The following is a 23240-nucleotide window of genomic DNA, read 5'->3' as shown; positions in this document are numbered from 1 at the left end:
AGAAAATCCCGATGAGCACTCTCCGAACCGATAATCTTATCAAGCGTTATCGTAGCCGTACCGTTGTCAATCATGTATCTGTAGAGATCAACCAAGGCGAGATTGTGGGGCTTTTGGGACCTAATGGCGCAGGTAAGACTACCACCTTTTACATGACCGTGGGGCTTGTTGTGCCTAATGAGGGGCGTATTATCCTCGATGACGTTGATATTACAGACTATCCGGTATATAAGCGAGCACGCTTAGGCATCGGATACTTAGCCCAGGAGGACAGTGTATTTCGCAAAATGACGGTGGAAGACAACCTCCGCACGGTACTAGAGATGACCCCCCAGTCGCGAGAGGAGCAGGCCGAGAGCTTGGAGCGACTTATCAAGGAGTTTAGGCTGGAGAAGGTGCGTCGGAATCAGGGGAATCGGCTATCCGGAGGGGAGCGTAGGCGTGTGGAGATTGCTCGCTGTTTGGCCATTAATCCGCGCTTTATTATGCTCGATGAACCTTTTGCCGGCGTCGATCCCATTGCCGTACAAGACATCCAATACATTGTAGCCCACCTCAAAGAGCGCAACATTGGTATCCTTATTACGGATCATAATGTGAATGAAACCCTCTCAATTACCGATAGAGCCTACCTTCTTTTTGAGGGTAAGGTGCTTTTCCAAGGTACGCCGGAGGAGTTGGCAGAGAACGAGATTGTGCGAGAGAAGTACCTCGGAAGAGATTTTCTCCTTCGTCGCAAACAATTTTCTTAGCCCTATTTTTGTTCCTATATTTCTGGTAATCAGGAATAAAAATTCTGTCTATCGATAATCTAAATAGCTAGATAGAAAAAAATATTGCTGCGTACCAATAGCTTGGCTTATCTTCGCGGCGTGATTGATTCAGATAGTGTTTTGGACGGAGTCCCCAATCCCTTAGATGTGTCTTATATACGCGGTATGAGATGTAAGGGAAGGAGAGTTGATTAAACTTCTGCCTAAGGGGGCCGTCTAAATAACGAAAGGCACTAGGGAGAGCGTGAGAGTTCGAACCCTCGATGGTATATCCCTCAGGGGGGTACAGATACCCGAGTAACCAAGGCCTTAACCCATAGTCGGGGTAGGAGGGTCTTCCTTAGGAAGATGCTCCTTTAGTCTTTTGAGTTCTTTGCTCCTTAGTGCCCTCTCTTATTCCCCCTTCGCTTAGTTTTTTAGAGCTGAGCGGAGGGGGAACTTCTTTATCGGACGGTAATAATTCGCTATCTTTGTCGTTAGGACAAAAAATAAATTAGATACAATATCATACGTATGAAGACGACTCCATTTACCGACCTGCACATTGCACTCGGTGCTAAGATGGCAGAATTTGCCGGCTATAATATGCCTATCGAGTACAATGGCATTATCGAAGAACACCTTAATGTTGTGAATAACGTAGGGGTATTCGACGTTTCGCACATGGGCGAGTTTTGGGTAAAAGGTCCCAATGCTTTGGCATTCCTCCAAAAAGTATCGAGCAACGATGCTTCCAAACTTGCTGTAGGTCAAGTACAATACTGCTGTTTCCCCACAGAAGAAGGGGGGATTGTAGACGATTTCCTCCTCTATCGTTACGAGGAAGAAAAGTACATGATGGTACCCAATGCCGCTAATGTGGAAAAAGACTGGGCTTGGTGCCAAAAGCACAATACCATGGGGGCAGAATTGGAAAATGCTTCGGACAACATCGCACAGCTAGCGGTGCAGGGACCCAAGGCTACCGAAGTAATGCAACGCCTTACCAACATCAATCTCTCTGAGATCTCCTACTATACCTTCAAGGTGGGTGAGTTTGCCGGATGTCCCAACGTGATTATTTCGGCTACGGGCTACACAGGTGCCGGTGGTTTTGAGCTCTATTTCTTCCCCGAGTACGCAGAGAAAATCTGGAACGCTCTCTTCGAAGCAGGAAAGCCCGAGGGGATTATGCCCGCAGGTCTTGGTTGCCGCGATACACTCCGCCTAGAGATGTCTTTCTGTCTCTATGGTCATGATATTGATGATACACACTCTCCCATCGAAGCCGGTCTTGGCTGGATTACCAAACTTGTAGAGGGGAAAGAAGAGATGATTGGTCGCAAGCTCCTCGAAGAGCAAAAGGCCGGTGGGCTTACACGCAAGCTCGTTAGCTTCGAGCTCCAAGACAAGGGCGTACCCCGTCAGCACTACGAAATTGCCAACGAAGCCGGCGAAATTATCGGGGAGGTTACCTCGGGTACGATGTCTCCTTGCCTCAAAAAGGGTATCGGGATGGGCTATGTAGCCAAAGAATATGCCAAGGTTGGTACTCCTATTGCCATCGTGGTACGGGGTCGCAAGCTCAAGGCAGAAGTTGTACAAGCACCTTTCCGTAAATAATTCGGAGCTTAATCTTGATGCAATAATAGTTCTAGAGGGTCTTCTCATTTTCGGGTGGGGAGACCCTTGTTTTTAGTCTATGAAAAAGTACTATTTACGCCATAGTTTACGCAGTGCTAGGTCGGCTTATCTCGTGGCAATACTCTATGCCCTCGCCATGATAGCCTTTATTATCGTTATCTTTCATAGTACTACGGCTCCCCTGTGGACGCTGATCCCGCCTGCATTGCTCATCCCAATTGGGGTGGTGCTTTACCTCCGGCACGATACCTATTACTACATAGATGAAAAGACGTATCTGCTCTATGCCGGTAATGACTATGGGCGTAAACCTCACGTCGTATGCAAGTTTACCGACCTTGTAGAGGTCACCTATCTCCCTCACACCAAAGAGGTAAAATTGACCAAGCCCGGGGGAACGGACTATCTCAAACTAGCCGAGGGGAAAGATTTTGTAGACGAGATAACCGAGATATTCGAGCGCATCTATCCTGAGGATACACACCATACGGAGACTACAGAAGAGGGGGATACAACCTCCCCAAAAGAGGACTAATGCCATGGATCTAACACTACAACTCTGCCCCTCTCCTGACCTTATTGGCTGCTATGCTCAGCAAGATTGGGATACTACCCTTGTGGTGATAACGGATGTATTCCGAGCCTCGGCCACTATCTTATCTGCCCTCTATCACGGAGCCATAGAGGTGCGACCGGTAGCTACGATAGAGGAGAGTTTACAACACCAAAACGACCCTGATTACCTCGTGGCTGCCGAGCGCAATGCACGGCGTGTAGAGGGGGCAACTCTAGGCAATGACCCCGAAGAATACACTCGAGATAGGGTAGAGGGCAAACGAGTTGTCCTCACCACCACCAACGGCACCCGAGCTCTTCACCTTGCCCAAGAGGCTGGGGCAAAGCATATTGCTGTGGGGACTTTTGGCAACATCTCTTGCCTCTCCGATTATATCCTTCGTGAGAAATTCAAGAGCGTACTCGTGGTCGCTGCCGGATGGAAGGGGCAGCTTGCCGGCGAAGATTGTCTCTTTTCCGGAGCCTTACTGCACCATATCGGGGAGCGAAATGTAGATGCAAAGGGAATCAACGATGCCCTACTGATGGCGGAGATTTCTTTCCAAAAATATAAGGATGATCTCCTCTCTTTTATCAACCGAGTAGAGCACTACGCTCGTTTGGAGCAACTCGGTTATCTCCCCACCATTGCCGTTTGTCTGGAGCAAGATCGCTATCCCATACTCCCTCTTTTCGACCTAGAGAGGCAAACGCTACTACCACTACAATAGGGGAATAATAGCTCCCTCGAAATCCCCTCTGAGTACTAAAAAGAAATCCTCCCCCTATGGTTTCTCGCCATAGAGAGAGGATTTTTCTTATCTATTGCCTTAGAAAAACTTTCTATCGCACAGCCGTGTTATTTCTTTTCGTCGTAGAGCTGATGCCACCAAGAGGCATCGTCTTTGAGGAAACGTGCGAACCAAGCTTGTATGCTGGCCGTCCATTTCTCGCGGCGTTCGGGTTCGAGGATGAAGTGATCTTGCCCCGTAAATTCGATGAGCTCTACCTCCCGACCGAGTACCTTTAGAGCATTGTAGAGGTTCACACTCTCGCTGGTGGGTACGTTGGTATCGCTATCGCCATGGAGCAAAAGTAGGGGGGTGTGGATTTTGTCGGCATTGAAGAGCGGGCTTCGGTCCACGTAAATATCTTTGCGAGTCCAAGGATAGTTCCCCTCCGCGGCAGTTGCGTTGTAACCGACACCCCAGTAGCCGCTACCCCAATAGTTACTGATACTGCTGATGCCGGCATGGCTTACCGCTGCTGCAAAAGTATCTCCCTTAGTTTGTAGGTATTGGGTCATAAAGCCTCCGTAGCTCGCACCAAAGCAACCGATCTTTTTAGCATCTACAAAGGGATGTTTTTGGCAAAACTCTTTGGTGGCTGCAATGATTTCGGTAGCGGTAGGTTCGCCCCAGGCGTTGAGGTGACGTGCTGAGAACTCTTGTCCATAGCCCGTAGTACCACTCGGATTGAGGGTGTAAACCACATACCCTTGTGCTGCATACATGGCAAGCGAATAGGTTCCCTCTAATCGGCGAGATATGGGAGAAGTCCCCCCATAGTAGTAGATGAGCATGGGGTATTTCTTCGAGGGGTCGAAGTTGGGAGGGAGGTAGTACCAGCCTTCGATAGGAGTACCTTCGGGAGTGGTATAGACGAATTCTTTGATGATAGGACGCTCATAATCTGCCATCTTTTCTGCGTCAAGGTCCCAAATCTTTCGTGCTTTACCCTTGTAGACGGCATAGAGGGCATCGGCCGTAGTTGCACTCTGCCCGAAGTACCAATAATCGCCCGTATTGTAGGCAACTGATAGGTTCGTCACATAGTCTTCTGCCACGGGTAGCGTCTGTACGGCCACTTTCTTCATATCCAAACGATAGATATGACGGCGAGAACCATTCTCTGCAATAAAGTAGTAGTTGCCCTCTTTGTCAAAGGATCCTCCCTCTGCGGAGGGATCAAAGTGTAGGGTAGGGGTTTGTACCTTTCCGCTAGATAGGGAGTAAATGAATATCTCGCCTTCGAAGCTATTGGCCACCTGCTCTTTGGGGAGTTCCTTACCTACGCCGTCGAATGCATTGGGGGAGCTACGGATGAGTAGATAGTCGGGGTGCCCGGGTACGTAGCGTGCCTCGTGCAGATCCACAAACCTACGGAGCAACGTGTCTACCTTGCCCGTTGCCGGATCGAATTGGTATAGGTCGCTAAAGTCGTAGGGTTGCTTTGTCCAATCCGTTGTGTAGCGAGCAAAGAGCAGTTTACCCGAAGGGGCAATATCGAGTAGCCCGATATTCTCTTTCCCTGAGGTGAGCGGAGATTGTACTCCCGTGGCGAGGTCTATGGCAATCCATTGGATAGCGTCTCGCCATGAGGGCATACGGTCGTTGGGGTCTCGCATGCGTATTACTTTTTCGTCCTTAGCATCGCCTTTTACCTCTTTGGCAAGATAGAGCGTTTTAGCGTCGGGAGAGAAACGATATTCCCCTTGAGGTAAATCTCTGAGGAGTATCTTTTCGCTAGCTCCCTCGGGCGATTGCACTACGAGTAGGCGTTTGCTCCCTTCGGTGCGTACGAAGTGGAGTTGGTCGCTTTCGGGGAGCCAATTGGCATAAACTAGTTCTTTGCTTTCGCGGATGAGGCGACCATCGGCATGCATCAGGCGTCCAAAATACTCTGTTTTGCGCTCACGCTGTGAGTAGTAGATCACAAGGGCATACTTACCCGAGGGGGAGAGGCGTACCCTGGAGAGACTATTCCCAGACATCATATGGGCAAGAGAGAGCAATTTCTTCTGCTGTATATTCGTCTCGATGGGGGTAGACTCAGAGGGCTGCTCTAGGGTGAGACGGAAGGCTTGTCGAGCACTATCCGAGGGCTGGGAGAGGCAGCGTATCTCCAATTGATGGCTCCCTGGGATGAGAGATAGGGGGGCGGTAATCAGAGCGGCTGTGTCTGTGGCTGCTCCCTTTAGGGCTTTATCCAACAATACCCCATCCAAATAGATTGCTGTAGGGCGAGTGCCATAAAGGCGGAGGGTGCTCTTAGAGAAATTCGTACAAGAGAGCTGTGCTGTATAGATCTGGAGTGTACGTACTTTGGGTTTTGCCTCGTTGAGGGCAAACCATCCCTTGGCATCGGCTTTGACGATGGGGAGCGTAACGGAAGAAGAGGGGGCTAGAGCCGAAGCGTTGAGGAGTGGCTCTGTAGCCGTTTGGGCTGTTGTATCCGTGAGTCCAAAGCTGTGAGGCAGTGCAATTGCAGCCTTTTGCTGGAGAGAGAGGATAGGGGATTCTACCCCTTTTTTCTCTTGGGCAAAGCTCGCAATGGAGAGCATCGATGCCCCTAATAAAAGGATAAGTTGTTTGATTTGCATAGCTTTTCTTAGATTACCAAATAGTGAGAACGGAGCCATTGGGTGAGGCAGGTGATGCAACACCGATAAGGGCAGATTGAGCTGTATTGGGGTTGTCTTGGAGTCGGCGGAGGAGGTCGGGGGCTTCCTCTTCGGGGAGTGCAATAAGGAGCCCTCCCGAGGTTTGAGCATCACATAGGAGCAAGGTCTCCTCCGGCGAAGCATGGGTGTGGAGATGCTCTTCTACGTAGCGTCTATTGCGCAGTGCTCCACCGGGGATACACCCCTCGTGCAGTAGATCGCGCACGCCGGGCAGTGAAGGTATGGCGGAGGATTCGAAATGAAGTTCTACGGCCGATGCGAGTGCCATTTGCATAGCGTGCCCTACCAATCCAAAGCCGGTAATATCGGTCGCTGCATGGGTGGAGACTTGGGTCATTTGCTCAGCAGCATAGCGGTTGAGTCGTTGCATAGAGAGGAGAGCTTCTTGGTAGTCTTCTTCGCGTGCCATCCCTAAGCGGTGAGCCGCAATCAGTATCCCTGTCCCTAGAGGTTTGGTGAGAATGAGGGCATCGCCGGGCTTGACCCCCTTGTTCGTAATCACTTGCCGGGGGTGTACTCGCCCCACTACCGCCATACCATACTTTACGGGAGAGTCTTCTATTGTATGCCCTCCCACAATGAGCGCACCGGCCTCGTCTGCTGCCGATTGTCCCCCTCGCAGTATCTCACGAAGTACCTTCAAAGGCATTTGGGTGGAGGGGAAGAGGACGATATTGAGGCAGAGGAGAGGAGAGCCTCCCATGGCGTAGACGTCGCTCAGTGCGTTGGTAGCCGATATCCGTCCAAAGGTGTAGGGGTCACTTGCTACGGGGGGGAAGAAGTCGGTCGTGACGATAAGCGCTTCGTTTTCGTTGAGCTGATATACTCCGGCATCGTCGCTGGTATCGGTTCCCACAAGGAGCCGATCGGAGTGAGGAACAGGTAGGTCTGCAAGTATTTTGTGCAGCTCTTTGGGATCGAGTTTGGCGGAGCATCCCCCTTGCTCCTGTCCCTCAAGCAGGTCGATTAAAGGTGGTGGTACTAGTTCCATTGCTTGATAAGATAATAGGGATGAGTGGAGAAAAGTCGTCCTGCGATGCCCTCTTTTTGGAGCAGTTGGCAGGCAGGATCTATCGCGTCTTGGGTGAGCCCAAGGCACATCCCACAGCCTGAAGTAATAGCATCGGGTACGGAGAGTGCCCGCACAGACAGACGTGCCGACTCACAAAGCATGAGTGCTCGGATAAATAGCCGCGTAGAGCTAAATAGGATGAGGGCACTATCTGAGTACATCGTCTAAAGCATGGGCTAGTAGCTCGAGATCTTGGTTCGTATGGAAGGGCGAGAAGCCTATGCGTACACTACCACCCTGGGCTAGAGTGCCTAGGGTTTGGTGGGCAAGTGGAGCACAATGCAACCCGTCTCGTACAATTATCTCATGATCGTATCGTAAGGCATTCGCTATCTCATCGGCTCGTTTTGTCTGATGGACGAGCGAGAATAGGGGGCCTTGGTGCGTAAGATCGAGGGAGCGGAGGAGGCGCACATCGGGGTTCCGCTCTATTTGATCGAAAAGATTTTTCCACTCTTGGCGTGAGGTGTTCCACGCCACAGGGTGCTCCACGGCGGCGGCAAGGGCAGCAAGCCCCAGCATATTGGGGGTACCTGCCGAAAATCTCTCGGGCATCTCGAGAGGAGTATCGGTGTAATTTTCGCTATGTATCCCGTTACCCCCGACGATGAGAGGCTCAATACTTCGCGGATTACGGATGTAAAATCCGCCCGTCCCTGTGGGACCAAGTAACCCTTTATGCCCGGAAAATACGATATAGTCAAACTCGATCCTTTGGGGTATTTGGCTAAATCCTAAGTATTGTGCCGTATCGATGAGTAGGGGAATGCCCAATTCACCCCCTATCACTTGGGCTATCTCTTCGAGGGGTTGTATTACTCCGTTTACATTGCTCTCGGCATTGACAATTGCTAGTGCCGTACCCGGGCGAGCTTCTCTACGCAACCTCTCTATATCAATGCGTCCATCGGGGGCAGAGGGCATTATGCGCAGATTGAATCCGTAGCGCGTCTTGAGGCGTGTGAGGGGGCGCATTACGGCATTATGCTCCAGAGGAGAAATCCAAAGGGTACGCCCCTCCAGCTGAAGACTGCTGAGGATGGTATTGATGGACTCTGTAGCTCCGCTATTGAAAACGATATGCGTAGGATCTACCCCGCCTAGTAGTACGGCAAGGTGATCCCGTAGCTTCTCGATGGCAGCTGTGGCATGCAGAGTTGCGGGGTCTGTGCTCCTACCATAACTGCCGATGGGGTGTTCGTAGTAATGGGCCAATACCTCTTGTAGCTCGGGACTCTTGGGCCATGAGGTAGTACCACAATCGAAGTAATGTAGGGAGTTTTGGGACATAAACAGGAGGGTTAAGGGGTTACAAGGCGAGAGGCTTGGCGCATATATTCGGCAATAACAAGCATATTGGAGATGGTACCTACCGCTATCTTGTCGCGAAATTCGAAGTAATCTACACAGGTGCCGCAGAGTATCACCTCTACACCATGCTCCTTGTGTAGGCGAGTAAGAGTAGCCCCGGTATCTGTGTCTTTATCCGCTAGGAGTACCCCACGATTGTAGCAAACAATGCGATTGGGTTTGCGCTCTACTCCTTCAAGTGCGTTGACAAAAGCACGAGCCAAGATACGCCCTAGTTCGTCATCGCCTCGCCCCATGGTATCACTGGATAGCACAACGGTATAGTCTTCGCTACCTGATTCTTTTTTCCCTATAGGCCTACAACTTTCTTCTTCTAGGGTAAAACGCAGAGAAGTATAGCCCTGTAATTCTTCTGTTTCTAGCGTGGAGGTGATCTGACGAATGTAGTCTGTGAGATTTTGACATGCCGTAGCGTTATCGGTTAGAACCTGCCATTCACCAGAAAATCCCTCGCCGTTGAGTGCCTTTTTGAGGAGGATGAGCGGCATGGGACAGAGCTTACCGCGTGTGTCTACTGTGTTCATAATGATGGGATTAAGAGAATTATTTTGACAACTTTTCCATGGCTCGTTCCCACTCAATCATTGCTTCGTCGAGTTTTTTGCGAGTCGTATCGTATTTGTTGTATAGAGGGCTGTCGATGGGGATATTGGGGGCAGAAAGTTCGCCCTCGAGACGTGTTAGTTCCTGTTCGAGAGAGGCTACTTTTTTCTCGATCTCTTCGGCCGCTTTCTCCAGATTGCGCTGCTGCCTAGCTCGTTCTTTTTGGGCTTGATAGTCCTCTTTTACAGAGCTTTTTGTAGGAATAGGAGGGGTGGGTTTACTCGTGTTTTTAGGCGTCTCAAGCTCATGCAAACTCTCCATCCTTCGTTTGGCAAGATAGTCGTAAATGCCTCCGAGGTGGGGGATTACCTTCCCGTGTGAGAACTCGTACACTTGCTCTACCAAGCCATCGAGAAAGTCACGATCGTGCGAGACGAGTACCACAGTGCCCTCAAAGTTCTTGATTGCCTCCTTCAAGACATCCTTAGAACGCATATCAAGGTGGTTGGTCGGTTCGTCTAAGATCAACAAGTTGGCAGGCTCAAGTAGGAGTATCAAAATGGCAAGCCTTGCTCTTTCTCCTCCGCTGAGTACGGATACGGGTTTGTCTGCCAGTTCGCCACCAAACATAAAGGCGCCTAGGAGGTTATTGATCTTATCTCGCACAGGACCTCGCGCGGCACGATCTACGGTATCTCGTATGGTTAGGTTGGGGTCAAGCTCTTGGGCTCTATTTTGAGAGAAGTAGGCAATGTGGATGTTGTGCCCTATCTTGAGCGAGCCCGTGTAGTCGTTGATCTGTTGCATGATGCACTTGACCATTGTAGACTTGCCGGCACCATTCTTCCCAACAAAAGCTACCTTGTCTCCACGGCGGAGGGTAAAGGTGGCATGATCGAATACTTGATGCGCCCCATAGGCCTTGCCCACGTCTTCTACAATGATGGGAAAGTCTCCCGAGCGTTCGGCAGGGGGGAAGCGGAAGTGAATGTGCGAGAGATCGAGTTCGTCTAGCTCAATCAGTTCTATTTTCTCTAGCTGCTTGATGCGGCTTTGCACCTGTATCGCTTTGGTCGCCTGATAGCGGAATCGCTCAATAAAAGCCTCAATCTCCTCAATCTCCTTGCGCTGATTCTCGTAGGCACGACGCTGGTACTCAAGTCGTTCTTGGCGTAGGATTACGTATTGAGAGTAGTTGGCTTTGTAGTCGTAGATGCGCCCAAGCTCTATCTCTATGGTGCGTGTGGTGGTGGCATCGAGGAAGGCGCGGTCGTGGGAGACGAGTAGTAGGGTGGCTCCCGAAGTCTTGATGAATTGCTCCAACCACTCTATGGACTCGATGTCGAGGTGATTGGTGGGTTCGTCTAAGAGAAGTATGTCAGGTCTCCTGAGCAATATCTTGGCAAGCTCAATGCGCATGCGCCATCCGCCACTAAACTCGGAGGTGGGGCGCTCAAAATCTGTGCGCTCAAACCCGAGTCCTACAAGGGTGCGCTCTGCCTCGGCTTCGTAGTTGTCTTGCCCCATGAGGTTTAGTCGATCGCTTTCGTGCGAGAAGCGTTCGATGAGATCTTGATACTCGGGCGTATCGTAATCCGTCCGCGTTGCCATCTCGTCGGCAAGTTGGGCTACACGCTCTTTGATGCGGGCTACATCCTCAAAAACAGTCTTTACCTCTTCGATAACGGTGCGCCCATCCGTAAGTTGCATTACTTGTGGTAGGTACCCTATCTGTAGATCTTTGGGATGGGTAACGGATCCGCTGGTTGCCTCTCTAAGCCCGGCAATCAATTTGAGGAGAGTAGACTTCCCTGCTCCGTTTTTCCCCACAAGGGCTACACGCTCTTTGGGGGATACGACAAATGAAACGTCGTTGAAAAGAAGTTGTTTGCCAAAGTCTATTGTGAGGTGTTGCACCGAAATCATAGTTGCTCCTGGATGCGTTTGATGATGTTATATGCTTGGAATATCCCCTGCTCGCCGGCTAGGCTGAGATCGGCTATTGCCTTATCTTTTTGTCCCATAGAGAGGAGTAGAAGCCCGCGATTGAAGTAGGCCTCCGGGAGGAGGGTGCCCCCTAGTGTAATAGCTTGGGAGTAATCTTCGAGAGCTTTTTCCTTCTGTCCCAAAGAGAGATGTACGATGGCTCTGTTGTAGTAAGCGTAGGCAAACTTGGGGGCTAGCTCTATGGCTTTGTCAAGTTCGCCCAAAACGGTATCCATCCCTCGTAGGGTTGGGGAGGCTTGTTCCCTCTGTGTGGGAATGCTTATCCCTAATCCGTTGTGCAACTCTTGAGAGGGAGCACTTAGGGATGGCGTGGGGAGGGTGGTGTGCTGTCGCACCTCAAGGCGTCGAAGCCATGCTGCCGAACGCACGAAGTAAGCTAGTGGATTCTTTTTGTCTAGCAAGAGGGCGTGGTCGAAGTCGTCTATCGCTCTGTCAAAGTCTATGAGAAGTAGAGAGGTAATGCCCCTACGGAGGTAAAAGTTGGCCTCTTCTTTGGGTTGAGCATCGAGGGCGGAGAGGGATTGACGTAGCTCGCCGGTGGCTACACTATCAAGGATACGATTGCTCGGAGCTACCAACAAACGGGGCGTTTGTGTGGGATGGGCTTCGTTATAAGAGGTTACTTCCTGACTGTAATATACTCTAGGAGGAATACCGGGCTGAGGGGTAGCGTGGTAGTAATTGAGCGAGAAGGCTCCAAAAGGCACGATGGCTACATCGGCATCCTGCACCCTCCCGCGGAGCGACTGGGGTAGAGTAGTTGTTCCTCCCATGGTAGAAGCGGAGAGCGAGGTCTCTACAAGTTCGTTGTACCTCTCAATGGCTTCTTCTGTTTCGCTTCGGGTGGATTTGGATGTGCCCGAAGCCTTTTTCTTTATCTGTTTCTTCTGCTGTTGGTAGGCTTGCCAACTATCTCTATCGGCCCCTGCGGCGTCTCCCAAACCTCGTTTTGCATCCGCTCGAGCTAGTAAGCCCATTTGGAAGTTGGGATGTCTCGTGAGCACTTTGTCGAAACTCTTGAGTGCCGTGCGAAAGTCTCCTACCTCAAGACTCAGTAGCCCTCTATTGTAGAGAGCCATGTAGTTATTGGGCTGTACCTCTAGTACTACGGCGAGATCTTCGAGGGCATTGTTGGCATCTCCCACAGTAGCGCGGAGCAAGGCGCGGTTGTAACGTGCTACGGGGTCGGAGGGGGCTAGGTTGATCGCTGCGGTATAATCCTCTATGGCTCCCACATAGTCATTGAGTTGATAGCGAGTGAGACCGCGGTTGATGTAGTTGTTTTTGTCATCGGGAGCAAGCAGGAGGGAGCGGTTAAGATCGAGGAGCGCGCTCTTGTAATCCTCTTTTTTAGACGCGAGCATGGCACGAAAAGCATAGGCTTGTGCCTGTGTGGAGTCAAGGGCGAGAGAACGATTAAGTTCCTCTGTCGCTTGTAGCGTATCTTGCTGATTGAGCAGAATATCGGCACGCAGGAGGTGGGCTATTGCGTGCTTAGGATGTCTTTTGATTAGGGTAGAAATGGTGGTGTCGGCAGCATTGTATTGCTTGTCGGAGAGCTGAGCCGCAGCAAGGTTGAAAGCAATCTCGGCATCGTCCGGAGCTAAATAGAGAGAGTGCTTGAGGTCGGTTATGGCTCCTTTGTATTCGCCCAAAGAGTGGCGTACTACGCCTCGCAGCACATAGGCTCGGGATATAAAAGCATTGCGCTCTAGGGCTAGAGAGGCATCCAATTCTGCTCCGCGATAGTCCCCAAGCATGTACTTAGAGACGGCACGGTGGAAGTAAGGCTCTGCCATCCAAGGGCGTACCTCTATTACCTGATTGAAGTAGCCGATGGATACAATGTAGTCTTTGAAGTAGAGCGCATTCTGCCCAATGGCCATTACTCGGTCTACGTCGAGTTGTGCCTTAGCCCCACACAAGAGACTAAGTAGTGCCCCTAGGGTAATCAGTGTACAGCGTAGCCCTCTCATGTCTTTATGCCCTTTCCCGAAAAAGATATTAGCGGCGCATCCCTTTTTTCTGAGGGGCTGCCACTACAGGATAGCCGGGGTACGCCTTGCCAGAAGCGATGCGTGCCAACTTGTTTTTGATCAGACTTTTGCGGAGTGTGCTCACGTGGTCGGTAAAGAGTTTTCCCTCCAGATGGTCGTACTCGTGCTGAACGACCCGAGCTGCAAAGCCCGTGAGGTGGCGAGTTTGAGGAGTAAATTGTTCGTCGAGATATTCTATTGTAATCTCCTTGGGTCGCTCTACTCGCTCATGGATCCCGGGGAGGCTGAGGCATCCCTCTTCCTCAGAAAGGGTCTCCTCGCTCAGCTCCGTAATGCGAGCATTGATCATTACAGTTTTGAAGTCTTTGCACTCGGGGAAGTATTCTGCCATGGGCGAGGCGTCAATCACAAGAAGGCGGATCGACTTGCCAATTTGGGGGGCAGCCAGTCCGATGCCGTCGCTTTCGTACATACTCTTCCACATCTCGGCAATAAGCCCCGATAGGTTGGGATATTCCGGAGTTATATCTTGTGCCACTTCGCGTAATACCGGGTGACCATAGAGATAGATAGGTAGCATATTATTGGGTGTTTAGTTATTTCTATTTAGGGGATAGGGGGGAGTGGTGCACCGGAGTAGGCAAGAGACTCCATATACGATTGTAGGATAATGATGGCACTCACCTCGTCTACCAACGCTTTGTTGCGCCGTTTTTGTTTCCCTATTCCGCTCTCTAATATCGTTTTTTGGGCAAGGCAGGAGGTGAACCTTTCGTCGTAGTAGACGATGCGGAGCTGAGGAAAGCGTTTTTCTAGCTTCGCAACAAAAGGACGGATGTAGCGCATAGATTCGCTCTCTTCGTTGTTCATTTGCCGAGGGTAGCCCACTACTACAAGGTCCACTCCCTCTCGGGGGATATACTCGGATAGGTACTGAAGTAATTCGGACGAAGCCACCGTCGCAAGGCCTCCCGGAGTGATTCTGAGCGGATCGGTTACGGCTAGTCCCGTACGCTTCTTGCCATAGTCTATTGCTAGTATTCTGCCCATAATGATGCTTACAAAGATACGTTATTCTCCCCAATCTTAGGGGCTAATTTTGTGTATAAATGGGGGAGAAAATGTCGTATTGCAAAATAAAAAGAGCTACTAACTTCCCTCTTTCGGAGGCGAGTCAGCAGCTCTTTTAGAGACAAAACCGCACTGTGAATTGTGAAAACTCCTATAATCAGGATTAAAGCGTGTCGGCACTTTTGTAATCCGTCTCGTGCACACAAGGTGTACCAACGGCCCGCCATTGTTGCCAACAACATCTCGGTAAACACAAAACACTTGATGAGTTTCCCAATTTGACAAGTGCGGTTTTTATTTCGACTTATCAATACTTAAATGAAAGATCGTCTTCTATTCTGTTACCACAAAGATAGTAATTAATCCGATAAAAACAAGGGATAAAGAGAAAGAAAGCCCCCCTTAACTGCAACTTTTCCCCTCCCTGTAATGAAAGGGAGAGGATAGGTTGCAGACTTTATGATATGAGGGAGGTTTTCTCCCCTCTAGGGAGCTTTTTTGCAGATTTATGAGGATGCTTAGCCAACAATGCAGGCGTTGCTATCGAGGGATGCCATGGCGGTGATATTTACAATATCCTTGACAGAGGCGTCGTGGTCGGCAAAATAGATGGGGCGAGCAAGCCCTACCTGTATGGGGCCTACCACCTCGTCTGCATTACCTACGGCTTTGAGGAGTTGGTAGCAGGCGTTCGCTGCCGAGAGTCTTGGGAAGACGAGTACGTTGACCTGCTTGCCTTTGAGCTTGTTTTGAGGGTATTTGGCATCGCGTTGTGCAAGCTGAAGAGCCGTTTGTATCTGCATCTCTCCATCTACGGATAGGTCGGGATAACGCTCGTGTAGGAGGGCAACAGCTCGGCGAGCTTCGCAAGAAGACTCTGCATCGTCACTACCAAAGTCGGAGAAACTGATGAGAGCAATGTTGGGTTGAAGCCCAAAGCAACGTACTTTTTCCGCAGCAAGTACCGAAATATCAACCAGGCTCTCGGCACTGAGATTGCGGTTAATGAGTGTATCGACAAGGAATAGCGGACCCGATTTGAGGGTTACAAGGTGCATGGTAGCAAAGTGATTGTGCCCCGGAGCTAGCCCTACTGTGGAGCGCGCTACCTCGGATAGGTAGGAATAATTGGAGTACAACCCCGTGAGCATGCCATCAGCATCTTGATTTTGCACCATCATCATGCCAAAGTAATTGGGGTCATACATTTTGTCGAGAGCCTCTCTGAAGGTGCCCCCCTTTCGCCAGTTTTGCTCTGCGTAGAGCTGAGCGTAGCGGTGGCGAGTCTCCTTGAATGCGTCGGATCGGTGGTTGATGATTTGGATGCCAGCTAGATCGAGATCGTCATGCTTAGCCATATCCTGAATATGAGATTCGTCGCCTAAGATGATAGGCTTTGCAAGCCCTTGATGGAGTACCTCCACGGCTGCTTTTAGTACTGTGTCGCTCTCTCCTGCGGCATAGACCATCGTGCGAGGAGCTTGGCGAGCAGAGTCGTGCAAGCGGCGCATAAGGTGATTCATCTGCCCCAGACGAGCCATGAGTTCGCCTTCGTATGCCTCCCAGTCTGTAATCTCTTTTTGCGCTACACCCGATGCCATGGCAGCTCGTGCTACGGCAGTGGAGACGCGTACAATCAGTCGGGGGTCTACGGGTTTGGGGATAAAGTAATCGGGCCCGAAGTGTAAGCGCACATTGCCATAGGCTTGACTCACCTCCTCGGGTACAGGCTCCGAAGCTAGTTCGGCAATGGCAAGGGTAGCGGCCTTTTTCATCTCCTCGTTGATGGCAGTAGCTCGTACGTCTAATGCCCCACGGAATATATAGGGGAAGCCAATTACATTATTGATTTGGTTGGGATAGTCCGAGCGCCCCGTAGCCATGAGCACGTCGGGGCGAGCCTCTTTAGCCTTTTCGTAGGTAATCTCGGGGTCTGGGTTGGCAAGGGCAAACACGATGGGGTTGGGAGCCATCTGGCGTACCATCTCTTGGGTGAGTACGCCCGGGCGGGAGAGCCCGACAAAGACGTCTGCCCCTACAATGGAGTCGGCAAGCGTCTTGAGTTCGGTACGATCGGTGGCGAAATAGGCTTTTTCTTCGCTCAGCCCTTCTCTGTCTTTTGTGATTACTCCTTTGGAGTCTATCATCACGATATTGCTGCGCTGTGCCCCAAAAGACTCGTAGAGTTTGGTGCAAGAGAAGGCGGATGCTCCGGCTCCGCTTACAACGATGCGAGCCTCTTCGATGCGCTTACCGGCAATCTTGAGGGCATTGAGAAGCCCTGCCGAAGAGATAATGGCCGTACCGTGTTGGTCGTCGTGCATTACGGGGATAGACAACTCCTTTTTGAGCGTTTGCTCAATGTGGAAGCACTCGGGGGCTTTAATGTCTTCTAGGTTTATCCCCCCAAAGGTGGGAGCAATGGATTTGACAATTTCGATAAACTTATCGGGGTCTTTCTCGTCAATCTCTATGTCGAATACGTCAATCCCGGCATATATCTTGAAGAGAAGTCCCTTCCCCTCCATCACGGGTTTACCGGCAAGTGCCCCTATATCGCCCAATCCCAATACGGCAGTACCATTGGAAATAACGGCTACGAGGTTGCCTTTGGAGGTGAAGTCGTAGGCTTGGGATGGGTTCTTTTGTATATCGAGACAAGGGATGGCTACCCCTGGGCTATAGGCAAGGGTAAGATCGTTTTGTGTACTATAGGGTTTGGTCGGTTTGACCTCTATCTTACCGGGTTGCGGTAAGGCGTGATATTTGCGTGCGGCTTCGGCTAATTTGCTATTCATTATCTTGATTCTTACAAATTCAGTTATGTCGTTTCCCTACAAAGGTAGCGAATAAGAACTTGTTTTACTACCCTTTTGTTCAGAAAAATAGCCGGCTCATTCTCAAAATCAGCCGGCTATTTTGTTTTCTTGTCTAGCTTACTTGTATCGAATCCAGCGGCGAAGCTCTCGCCAGCTTGGTTTCTTTCCGTACATTAGGATACCTACTCGGTATATTTTGGCACTCAGCCAGGTAATCCCTCCAAAGGTGACAAAGAGAATCACAAGGCTGAGAATCTGTTGCCATACAGGCACGTCGTAGGGAAGTCGTATCATCATAACGATGGGCGAGGTGAAGGGGATAAGAGAGCACCAAAGAGCTAGAGGTCCATCGGGGTTACGCATGCTCCCAAAGCCGGCATAGAAGGCAAACATGAGCAGAAGCATTACGGGAGTGATGAATTGGTTGCTGTCTTCTTCGCTAGAGATAGCGGCCCCTACGGCGGCAAAAAGAGAGGCATAGAGGAGGTATCCGCCTACAAAGTAGAGAAGGAACATGAGGAGGAGTTCGCCAAAGTTGATGCCCATCAAGGCTCCAATCCCCATCTGTATCTCACTAAAGCTATCGGGGTTAAGCCCTGCCCCTAGGCCTGTCATATCGCTTTGTTGCATAGAGGCAAGGGAAGCAATGCTTTGCAGGTTTCCTGCCATAAGGCTACTAAAGGCGGTTAGCAGGATGCCTGTAAGTGCTACCCAAAGCACGATTTGCGTGATCCCGACTAGGCCTAAAGCAATGATTTTTCCCATCATCATATCAAAGGGACGTACGCTCGATACCATCACCTCCATGATGCGGTTCTTTTTCTCCTCGAGTACACTGCCCATTACAAGGGAGCCAAAAGTGGTGATAAAGAAGAAGCTAACCCCCGCAAGTATCATCCCTATTATGCTGGCAATACTACCGCTAGAGCGTTCTTCTTCACCATCGGCAGCCCATTTGAAGGTAGGTACATTTATCTCTACTTTGCTGTTGGCTACAATCTCCGTAATACCCTCTACCTCGCTAGCTTCGAGCTTCTTTTGGCTCAGATAGGGTGAGAGTACGTCGTTGATGTGCTCTGCCACCCCGGGAGGTATTTGCTTATAGCCATAGAGGGTAATAGCCGTAGGATCTTGTAAGAGGTCGCTTCTAATCTCTAGCACGGCAGCATATCCCTCCTCATTATCCTTGCCCAGTGTTTTTAGTTCCTCTAGGGATTGCTGAGTTGGGACAAAGGTGTAGGCTTTTGTATTCTCGAAGAGATTGGCATACAAACCGGTTGCATCCAATACGGCAATCTTCGTTTCTGAGACACTCGTCTTCCCTATGATGATGGGGACGGTGAGGAATGCTACAAAAAGAATGGGCATCAAGATGGTCATGACAAAGAACGACTTCTTGTGCACTCGGGTTGCGTACTCGCGCCCTATTACAATGGCAATTTTGCTCTTACTCATGGTCTTCTTGGTGGTTTTGTTGTTGGGTAATGGTTTGAATAAAGATCTCATTCATAGAGGGGATCTCCTCCCGAAGGCTGAGGAGATGGAGCTCTCTTGGGAGCGTTTGTACCAGGTCTCGCAAGTCTTCTCCGGCACGCATCTTAAGGCGCAGGAGCTGTTTCTTCTCACCCGGATAGAAGTTGCTCTCAACAACCGAGAGCTGAGACAATTGCTCTTGAGATAGGGGTGCCGGCATCTCTACCTCTAGGCTTACAATCCCTTGGGCAAAACGCTGACGCACCTCACTCACATTCCCCTGCAATACTACGTGCGACTTATTGAAAAGCGCACACTCATCGCACACCTCCTCTACCGATTGCATATTGTGCGTGGAGAAGATAATGGTGCGCCCCTGGTCGCGTAGGGTCAGAATCTCTCGCTTGAGGAGCTCTGCATTCACGGGGTCGAAGCCGCTGAATGGCTCGTCGAAAATAAGTAGATCCGGCTCGTGTATTACGGTACAAACGAATTGGATCTTTTGTTGCATCCCCTTGCTCAGCTCCTCCACTTTGCGGTTCCACCAAGGCATGATGTCGAACTTCTCAAACCACTCGGTGAGCCGCTTACGAGCTGTCGCCTTATCTATCCCCTTGAGGCGTGCTAAGTAGATGGCTTGCTCGCCGACCTTCATTTTGCGGTACAGACCTCGCTCCTCGGGTAGGTAGCCAATGCGTGCTACATCTGTGGGGGCAAACCTTCTTCCCTCAAAAAGGATCTCGCCACTATCGGGGGCTGTGATGCGGTTGATAATACGTATAAGAGTAGTCTTGCCGGCTCCATTGGGTCCCATAAGACCGAATACAGAGCCTTGAGGTACGGCGATGGAGACATCGTCGAGTGCCAAGTGACGGGCATACCTCTTGACAATATGCTGCGCTTCTAAAAATGCCATAGGATATATGTCTATTCGTTGTTATTGCTTTGGTGATAGGCGCGGAGGGCGGCAAAGCTAGGGACTGAGCTGAGAAATTCGTACTCCCCCGTGTGGTAATCGATTTGGCAGACCATATGTTGTCTGCCGTTGGTAAGTACCAGATGGGCTGCCTTGTAGGTGAGGTTGTATCTACAGATCTGCTGCCACATCTCTCGGGTAAGCTCTAGGTGTGCCGCTTTGTACTCTACTACCATCCAGGGTTTCCCCCCTACGCCGTAAATAATTGTATCGGTTCGTTGTGCCGTATGGGCGGCTGCAACGCGTGTCTCGAGCGCGAAGCTGGCAAGCGGGTAGCCAAGGTGCTCCCTTAGATAGTGTACAAAGTGCTGCCTTACCCACTCCTCGGGGGTTAGGGCAACGCGCTTTCTACGAATATCATCGTAGATTAGTTTTTTCCCATTTTCCTCCTCAATTATGGCTCCATAGGCTGGGAGGTTCAGCACATTCGCGTTATCTTTGCACACAAGCTACCAACTGCTGCTCGTTTGTTTCTCGGCAAAGATACTATATTAGGATATACTATGGCAACCTCTACTCCTTCTCCCTCGCAGAGTTACCACCAGCTTGTAAAGAGCTTCTCTTCGGGCAAAGAGCTTCCTCCTCTTCTCTTTTTGGGAGGGGAAGAATCGTACTATATAGATAGACTTGTAGAGCTACTTGCCGAGCATTACCTGCCTCGTGAGGAGTGGGCTTTGAGTAGGACTATCCTCTACGGATCGGAGCTGTCTCTCCCCGAGCTGAGGGATACCATCCTCTCCTCTTCGCTACTGGGAGGGCGTCGCCTCTACATTATACGAGAGGTGAATGCCATCAAAGGGTTGGATGAGATTGTGGAGGCAATACCTTCGATACAGCCTGAGACCACGGTTGTACTTTGCTATAATGGAGATCCCGAGCGTGCTGCTCGTTCCCTTTTGAAGCGTCTCACCGAGGCTCAAGTGCCCCTATTCTTATCCCCAAAAATGCGGAATAGTCGGGATACAGCATCGCTAATCCGTGATGCTGCTGACCTACTTCATATCACCGTAGAGCCGGATGCTATGGGGGCTCTCTACGACTTTATTGGTACCAATGGTGCTACCCTTTATAGTGAACTACGCAAGCTTGCCGTACTCGCCTCGGGCAGAGGGGGAATGGTAACGCGCGCCATGGTGGAGCAGAATGTGGGGATTAGTCGCGAGTATTCTCCCTATGAGCTCCTCAATGCTCTGGTAGCTAAGCAACGAGCCAAAGCCTACAAATTGGCGCGCTATATGGCGCTTAATGAGAAACGCTACCCCTTGCCCATCATCCTATCTACCCTGTATACCTACTTTGCCAACCTGATGATTGTAATGTACCAACCGCGGAATATCTCTGCTGATGATGTGGCTAAGGTATTGGGTTTACGCAACTCCTACGCTGCGGAGAGTTACATGACGGGGAAGTGGGCTTTTTCTCCCATGCAGGTATTCAATATTGTGCACGAGATCCGTATGACCGATGCACGATTTAAGGGGGCAGAGGGGGGAGCCTATACGAATGATGGTTTGCTTATTGATCTTGTAACCTTTATCCTAGGGTAATGGCTCTTGAGTTTTCCTACTCGCAACGCTTGGCAACGTGTGACTTCTCTACCTACATACAACGCTTTTTCCCCGGAGAGAAGATCCAAAAGATAACGCTGGATGCAGGCTGTTCCTGCCCAAATAGAGATGGAACCATGGGGCGAGGGGGCTGTACCTACTGCAATAATGCCACCTTTAGTCCTTCATTTGCTCTTCAGCCTGGCTCTATTACGCAACAACTAGAGCGTGGAATCGATTTTTTCCGGCACAAGTATCCTCACATGCGTTACTTGGCTTACTTCCAATCCTATACGGCAACCTACGGGGAGGCTGAGCAGTTGATTGCACTCTATGAGGAGGCGGCACGATTTCCCGGAGTGGTAGGTTTGGTAATTGGTACGCGACCCGACTGTATGCCGGAGGTGCTTCTCGATTACTTTTCTGACCTCTCTCGCCGGTGTTTTGTGCTGATAGAGTATGGTATAGAGTCCACTCTCGATCGCTCGCTGGAGTACATCCGCCGAGGGCACTCATGGCAATGCTCTCTAGAGACCATCAAAGCAACGCACGAGGCAGGGCTTCCCGTTGGGGCGCATCTTATCTTAGGGCTCCCCGGAGAGACTCGGCGTGAAATGCTAGACCACGCTTTGCGCCTCAACAACTTACCCCTAAGCCTCGTAAAACTGCACCAATTGCAAATAGTCCGCCATACGATTATGGCACATCAATACCGGACGAATCCTGAGCAATTCCACCTTTTTACGGCAGAGGAATATGCCGAGCTTTGTCTGGACTTCTTAGCCCTCCTAAGAGAAGACATTGTGGTGGATCGCTTTGTGGCACAGTCCCCTCCCTCTTTGCTCCTTGCACCTCAGTGGAATATCAAAAACTATGCTTTTATGGATCTTCTGAGGAAAAAGGCGCAGTTGCGCGATAGCGAGAAGAGCATCTAGAGGAGAATATTCACCCCTTTCTTCGCTCTACAAAAAATGCACCGGAGTAGATCTTACGATCCTCTCCAGTGCATTTCTTTTATGCATTTGCACCTATTGGAGCTTCTACCTTTCTAGGTTAATCCCTCCTTAGGGCTATTAGTTTGCTTGCTCTCCGGGGATAACTTGGAGGAGGGTAACCTCGAATACCAAAGTAGAAAAAGGCTCTATGTCACCTCCGGCACCTTGCTCGCCGTATGCGAGTTCGTAGGGGATAACAACCTTTACTTTTTCACCTTCGGCCATGAGGAGGAGCATCTCTGTCCAGCCTGGGATTACTTGAGTTACACCAAACTCTACAGGTTCTCCGTTGCTAGCGTCGAACTCGGTACCATCAACAAGAGTTCCCTTATATTCAACCTTTACGCGGTCTTGGGGTTGGGGCTTCTTAGCTCCCTCTTTGGCAGGGGTGAGCACCTTGTATGCAAGACCCGTAGCTGTGGTTTGTACGCCGGCTTCTTTCTTAAACTCTTCGATGAACTTGAGTCCCTTTTCCTTATTAGCTCCGAACTTTTCTTCCATCTTCTTAGCTTGGAGTTTCTGTTCGGCTTCTTGCATGTAGGTTTGCATGTCTTCTTGAGACCATCCTTTGAGGAATGCAGTGTCCCCCATGATACCGGCCTCAAAAGCCTTTAGGAAAGGACCGGTAGCGATCTTGTCTTCATTAAGGCTTTGACCGATTTGGAATCCTGTAAGCATACCGGCAAGATAGGCATACTGAGCAGAGTCTGCACTCTTACTCATACCATCTTTTACCCCTTTGAGGAACATGGTGGTATCCATAGCCATCCCTTGCGCATTTGCCATGGCAAGTTGCTGTGCCATTTGCATACCAATCATGTAACCACGAGCCATACCTAGGCTGTCGTTTGCAGGATCAGCGTTTTTGGAGGTACCACCATTGCAGGCAACCATACCCAACATCATTGCCGTACCTAGTACAGCAGAAAAAATCTTTTTCATATTACGTTATCAG

Annotated in this window: 20 protein-coding genes and 1 pseudogene; 6 read left to right on the top strand and 15 right to left on the bottom strand. The window is 50.3% G+C overall.

Translation table 11 applies throughout. The features are described 5' to 3' along the window. The first annotated feature begins 11 nt into the window (after positions 1-11). From lptB to ACTTHR_RS02510, 4 genes are all read left to right on the top strand, one after another. Entirely contained in the window at positions 12-752 is a 741-nt protein-coding gene (gene lptB / locus ACTTHR_RS02525; protein ID WP_304284873.1) for an LPS export ABC transporter ATP-binding protein, read from the top strand. 534 nt (positions 753-1286) lie between these two features. Next, entirely contained in the window at positions 1287-2375 is a 1089-nt protein-coding gene (gene gcvT, locus ACTTHR_RS02520; protein ID WP_304284872.1) for a glycine cleavage system aminomethyltransferase GcvT, read from the top strand. 79 nt (positions 2376-2454) lie between these two features. Continuing rightward, positions 2455-2931 (top strand): hypothetical protein, encoded by a 477-nt coding sequence (locus ACTTHR_RS02515; RefSeq protein WP_442605071.1) that lies wholly within the window; start codon positions 2455-2457, stop codon positions 2929-2931. 4 nt (positions 2932-2935) lie between these two features. After that, on the top strand, positions 2936-3682 hold the full coding sequence (locus ACTTHR_RS02510; RefSeq protein ID WP_442605070.1) for a 2-phosphosulfolactate phosphatase: 747 nt from the start codon (positions 2936-2938) through the stop codon (positions 3680-3682). A 128-nt stretch (positions 3683-3810) separates the two neighbouring features. On the opposite strand, the gene ACTTHR_RS02505 is transcribed toward ACTTHR_RS02510, so the two are convergent. From ACTTHR_RS02505 to ACTTHR_RS02440, 14 genes and pseudogenes are all read right to left on the bottom strand, one after another. Continuing rightward, entirely contained in the window at positions 3811-6333 is a 2523-nt protein-coding gene (locus ACTTHR_RS02505; protein WP_442605069.1) for a prolyl oligopeptidase family serine peptidase, read from the bottom strand. A 13-nt stretch (positions 6334-6346) separates the two neighbouring features. Then, a complete protein-coding gene (gene selD / locus ACTTHR_RS02500; protein WP_442605068.1) occupies positions 6347-7405 on the bottom strand; it encodes a selenide, water dikinase SelD in 1059 nt (352 codons plus the stop codon). Then, positions 7396-7647 (bottom strand): DUF3343 domain-containing protein, encoded by a 252-nt coding sequence (locus ACTTHR_RS02495; RefSeq protein ID WP_442605067.1) that lies wholly within the window; start codon positions 7645-7647, stop codon positions 7396-7398. Before ACTTHR_RS02495 ends, selD begins: the two co-directional genes overlap by 10 nt. Next, a complete protein-coding gene (locus ACTTHR_RS02490) occupies positions 7634-8776 on the bottom strand; it encodes an aminotransferase class V-fold PLP-dependent enzyme (RefSeq protein WP_442605066.1) in 1143 nt (380 codons plus the stop codon). The genes ACTTHR_RS02495 and ACTTHR_RS02490 overlap by 14 nt, the downstream gene beginning before the upstream one ends. A gap of 11 nt (positions 8777-8787) precedes the next feature. Further along, complete coding sequence (yedF, locus tag ACTTHR_RS02485; RefSeq protein WP_442605065.1) at positions 8788-9381, bottom strand: sulfurtransferase-like selenium metabolism protein YedF; 594 nt, start codon at positions 9379-9381, stop codon at positions 8788-8790. Between the two features lie 19 nt (positions 9382-9400). Continuing rightward, on the bottom strand, positions 9401-10723 hold the full coding sequence (locus ACTTHR_RS02480; RefSeq protein ID WP_442605100.1) for an ABC-F family ATP-binding cassette domain-containing protein: 1323 nt from the start codon (positions 10721-10723) through the stop codon (positions 9401-9403). Positions 10724-10762: 39 nt separating this feature from the next. Beyond that, positions 10763-11326 (bottom strand): annotated as a pseudogene (locus ACTTHR_RS02475) (ATP-binding cassette domain-containing protein); the annotation flags it as partial. Continuing rightward, positions 11323-13383 (bottom strand): tetratricopeptide repeat protein, encoded by a 2061-nt coding sequence (locus ACTTHR_RS02470; RefSeq protein ID WP_442605064.1) that lies wholly within the window; start codon positions 13381-13383, stop codon positions 11323-11325. The pseudogene ACTTHR_RS02475 and the gene ACTTHR_RS02470, both read right to left, overlap by 4 nt. Before the next feature lie 28 nt (positions 13384-13411). Further along, a complete protein-coding gene (gene def / locus ACTTHR_RS02465; RefSeq protein WP_314813429.1) occupies positions 13412-13984 on the bottom strand; it encodes a peptide deformylase in 573 nt (190 codons plus the stop codon). A 26-nt stretch (positions 13985-14010) separates the two neighbouring features. Beyond that, a complete protein-coding gene (gene ruvX / locus ACTTHR_RS02460) occupies positions 14011-14454 on the bottom strand; it encodes a Holliday junction resolvase RuvX (protein WP_276773791.1) in 444 nt (147 codons plus the stop codon). A gap of 539 nt (positions 14455-14993) precedes the next feature. Further along, complete coding sequence (locus ACTTHR_RS02455; RefSeq protein ID WP_442605063.1) at positions 14994-17273, bottom strand: NADP-dependent malic enzyme; 2280 nt, start codon at positions 17271-17273, stop codon at positions 14994-14996. A 138-nt stretch (positions 17274-17411) separates the two neighbouring features. Continuing rightward, entirely contained in the window at positions 17412-18749 is a 1338-nt protein-coding gene (locus ACTTHR_RS02450; RefSeq protein WP_442605062.1) for an ABC transporter permease, read from the bottom strand. Continuing rightward, entirely contained in the window at positions 18742-19683 is a 942-nt protein-coding gene (locus tag ACTTHR_RS02445; RefSeq protein WP_442605061.1) for an ABC transporter ATP-binding protein, read from the bottom strand. The genes ACTTHR_RS02450 and ACTTHR_RS02445 overlap by 8 nt, the downstream gene beginning before the upstream one ends. An 11-nt stretch (positions 19684-19694) precedes the next feature. After that, the gene (locus ACTTHR_RS02440) at positions 19695-20168 is read right to left on the bottom strand and encodes a type I restriction enzyme HsdR N-terminal domain-containing protein (RefSeq protein WP_442605060.1); all 474 of its coding nucleotides are present in this window, start codon (positions 20166-20168) and stop codon (positions 19695-19697) included. Between the two features lie 78 nt (positions 20169-20246). Between ACTTHR_RS02440 and holA the strand changes: the two genes are divergently transcribed. Both holA and ACTTHR_RS02430 read left to right on the top strand, forming a co-directional pair. Continuing rightward, a complete protein-coding gene (holA, locus tag ACTTHR_RS02435) occupies positions 20247-21290 on the top strand; it encodes a DNA polymerase III subunit delta (protein WP_442605059.1) in 1044 nt (347 codons plus the stop codon). Then, positions 21290-22225, top strand: a complete 936-nt coding sequence (locus ACTTHR_RS02430; protein ID WP_442605058.1) for a TIGR01212 family radical SAM protein — start codon at positions 21290-21292, stop codon at positions 22223-22225. The genes holA and ACTTHR_RS02430 overlap by 1 nt, the downstream gene beginning before the upstream one ends. 138 nt (positions 22226-22363) lie before the next feature. Here the strand turns inward: ACTTHR_RS02430 and ACTTHR_RS02425 are convergent, their stop codons facing one another. Further along, positions 22364-23227, bottom strand: coding sequence for an FKBP-type peptidyl-prolyl cis-trans isomerase (locus tag ACTTHR_RS02425; protein ID WP_442605057.1), 864 nt, complete (start codon positions 23225-23227; stop codon positions 22364-22366). Between the last annotated feature and the right edge of the window lie 13 nt (positions 23228-23240).

Origin of the sequence: Porphyromonas endodontalis, assembly GCF_052173515.1 — a bacterium.
GTDB lineage: Bacteria > Bacteroidota > Bacteroidia > Bacteroidales > Porphyromonadaceae > Porphyromonas > Porphyromonas endodontalis_A.
This window is presented reverse-complemented; position numbering and strand designations above follow the sequence as displayed.

Bases quoted from the DNA above. Each gene is read 5' to 3' on its own strand.
- ACTTHR_RS02430 (WP_442605058.1), top strand. From the start codon at position 21,290: ATGGCTCTTGAGTTTTCCTACTCGCAACGCTTGGCAACGTGTGACTTC.
- holA (WP_442605059.1), top strand. From the start codon at position 20,247: ATGGCAACCTCTACTCCTTCTCCCTCGCAGAGTTACCACCAGCTTGTA.
- ACTTHR_RS02425 (WP_442605057.1), bottom strand. From the start codon at position 23,227: ATGAAAAAGATTTTTTCTGCTGTACTAGGTACGGCAATGATGTTGGGT.
- gcvT (WP_304284872.1), top strand. From the start codon at position 1,287: ATGAAGACGACTCCATTTACCGACCTGCACATTGCACTCGGTGCTAAG.
- ACTTHR_RS02495 (WP_442605067.1), bottom strand. From the start codon at position 7,647: ATGTACTCAGATAGTGCCCTCATCCTATTTAGCTCTACGCGGCTATTT.
- ACTTHR_RS02510 (WP_442605070.1), top strand. From the start codon at position 2,936: ATGGATCTAACACTACAACTCTGCCCCTCTCCTGACCTTATTGGCTGC.
- ACTTHR_RS02515 (WP_442605071.1), top strand. From the start codon at position 2,455: ATGAAAAAGTACTATTTACGCCATAGTTTACGCAGTGCTAGGTCGGCT.
- ACTTHR_RS02455 (WP_442605063.1), bottom strand. From the start codon at position 17,273: ATGAATAGCAAATTAGCCGAAGCCGCACGCAAATATCACGCCTTACCG.
- lptB (WP_304284873.1), top strand. From the start codon at position 12: ATGAGCACTCTCCGAACCGATAATCTTATCAAGCGTTATCGTAGCCGT.
- ACTTHR_RS02445 (WP_442605061.1), bottom strand. From the start codon at position 19,683: ATGGCATTTTTAGAAGCGCAGCATATTGTCAAGAGGTATGCCCGTCAC.
- ACTTHR_RS02450 (WP_442605062.1), bottom strand. From the start codon at position 18,749: ATGAGTAAGAGCAAAATTGCCATTGTAATAGGGCGCGAGTACGCAACC.
- ACTTHR_RS02490 (WP_442605066.1), bottom strand. From the start codon at position 8,776: ATGTCCCAAAACTCCCTACATTACTTCGATTGTGGTACTACCTCATGG.
- yedF (WP_442605065.1), bottom strand. From the start codon at position 9,381: ATGAACACAGTAGACACACGCGGTAAGCTCTGTCCCATGCCGCTCATC.
- ACTTHR_RS02505 (WP_442605069.1), bottom strand. From the start codon at position 6,333: ATGCAAATCAAACAACTTATCCTTTTATTAGGGGCATCGATGCTCTCC.
- ACTTHR_RS02470 (WP_442605064.1), bottom strand. From the start codon at position 13,383: ATGAGAGGGCTACGCTGTACACTGATTACCCTAGGGGCACTACTTAGT.
- selD (WP_442605068.1), bottom strand. From the start codon at position 7,405: ATGGAACTAGTACCACCACCTTTAATCGACCTGCTTGAGGGACAGGAG.
- def (WP_314813429.1), bottom strand. From the start codon at position 13,984: ATGCTACCTATCTATCTCTATGGTCACCCGGTATTACGCGAAGTGGCA.
- ruvX (WP_276773791.1), bottom strand. From the start codon at position 14,454: ATGGGCAGAATACTAGCAATAGACTATGGCAAGAAGCGTACGGGACTA.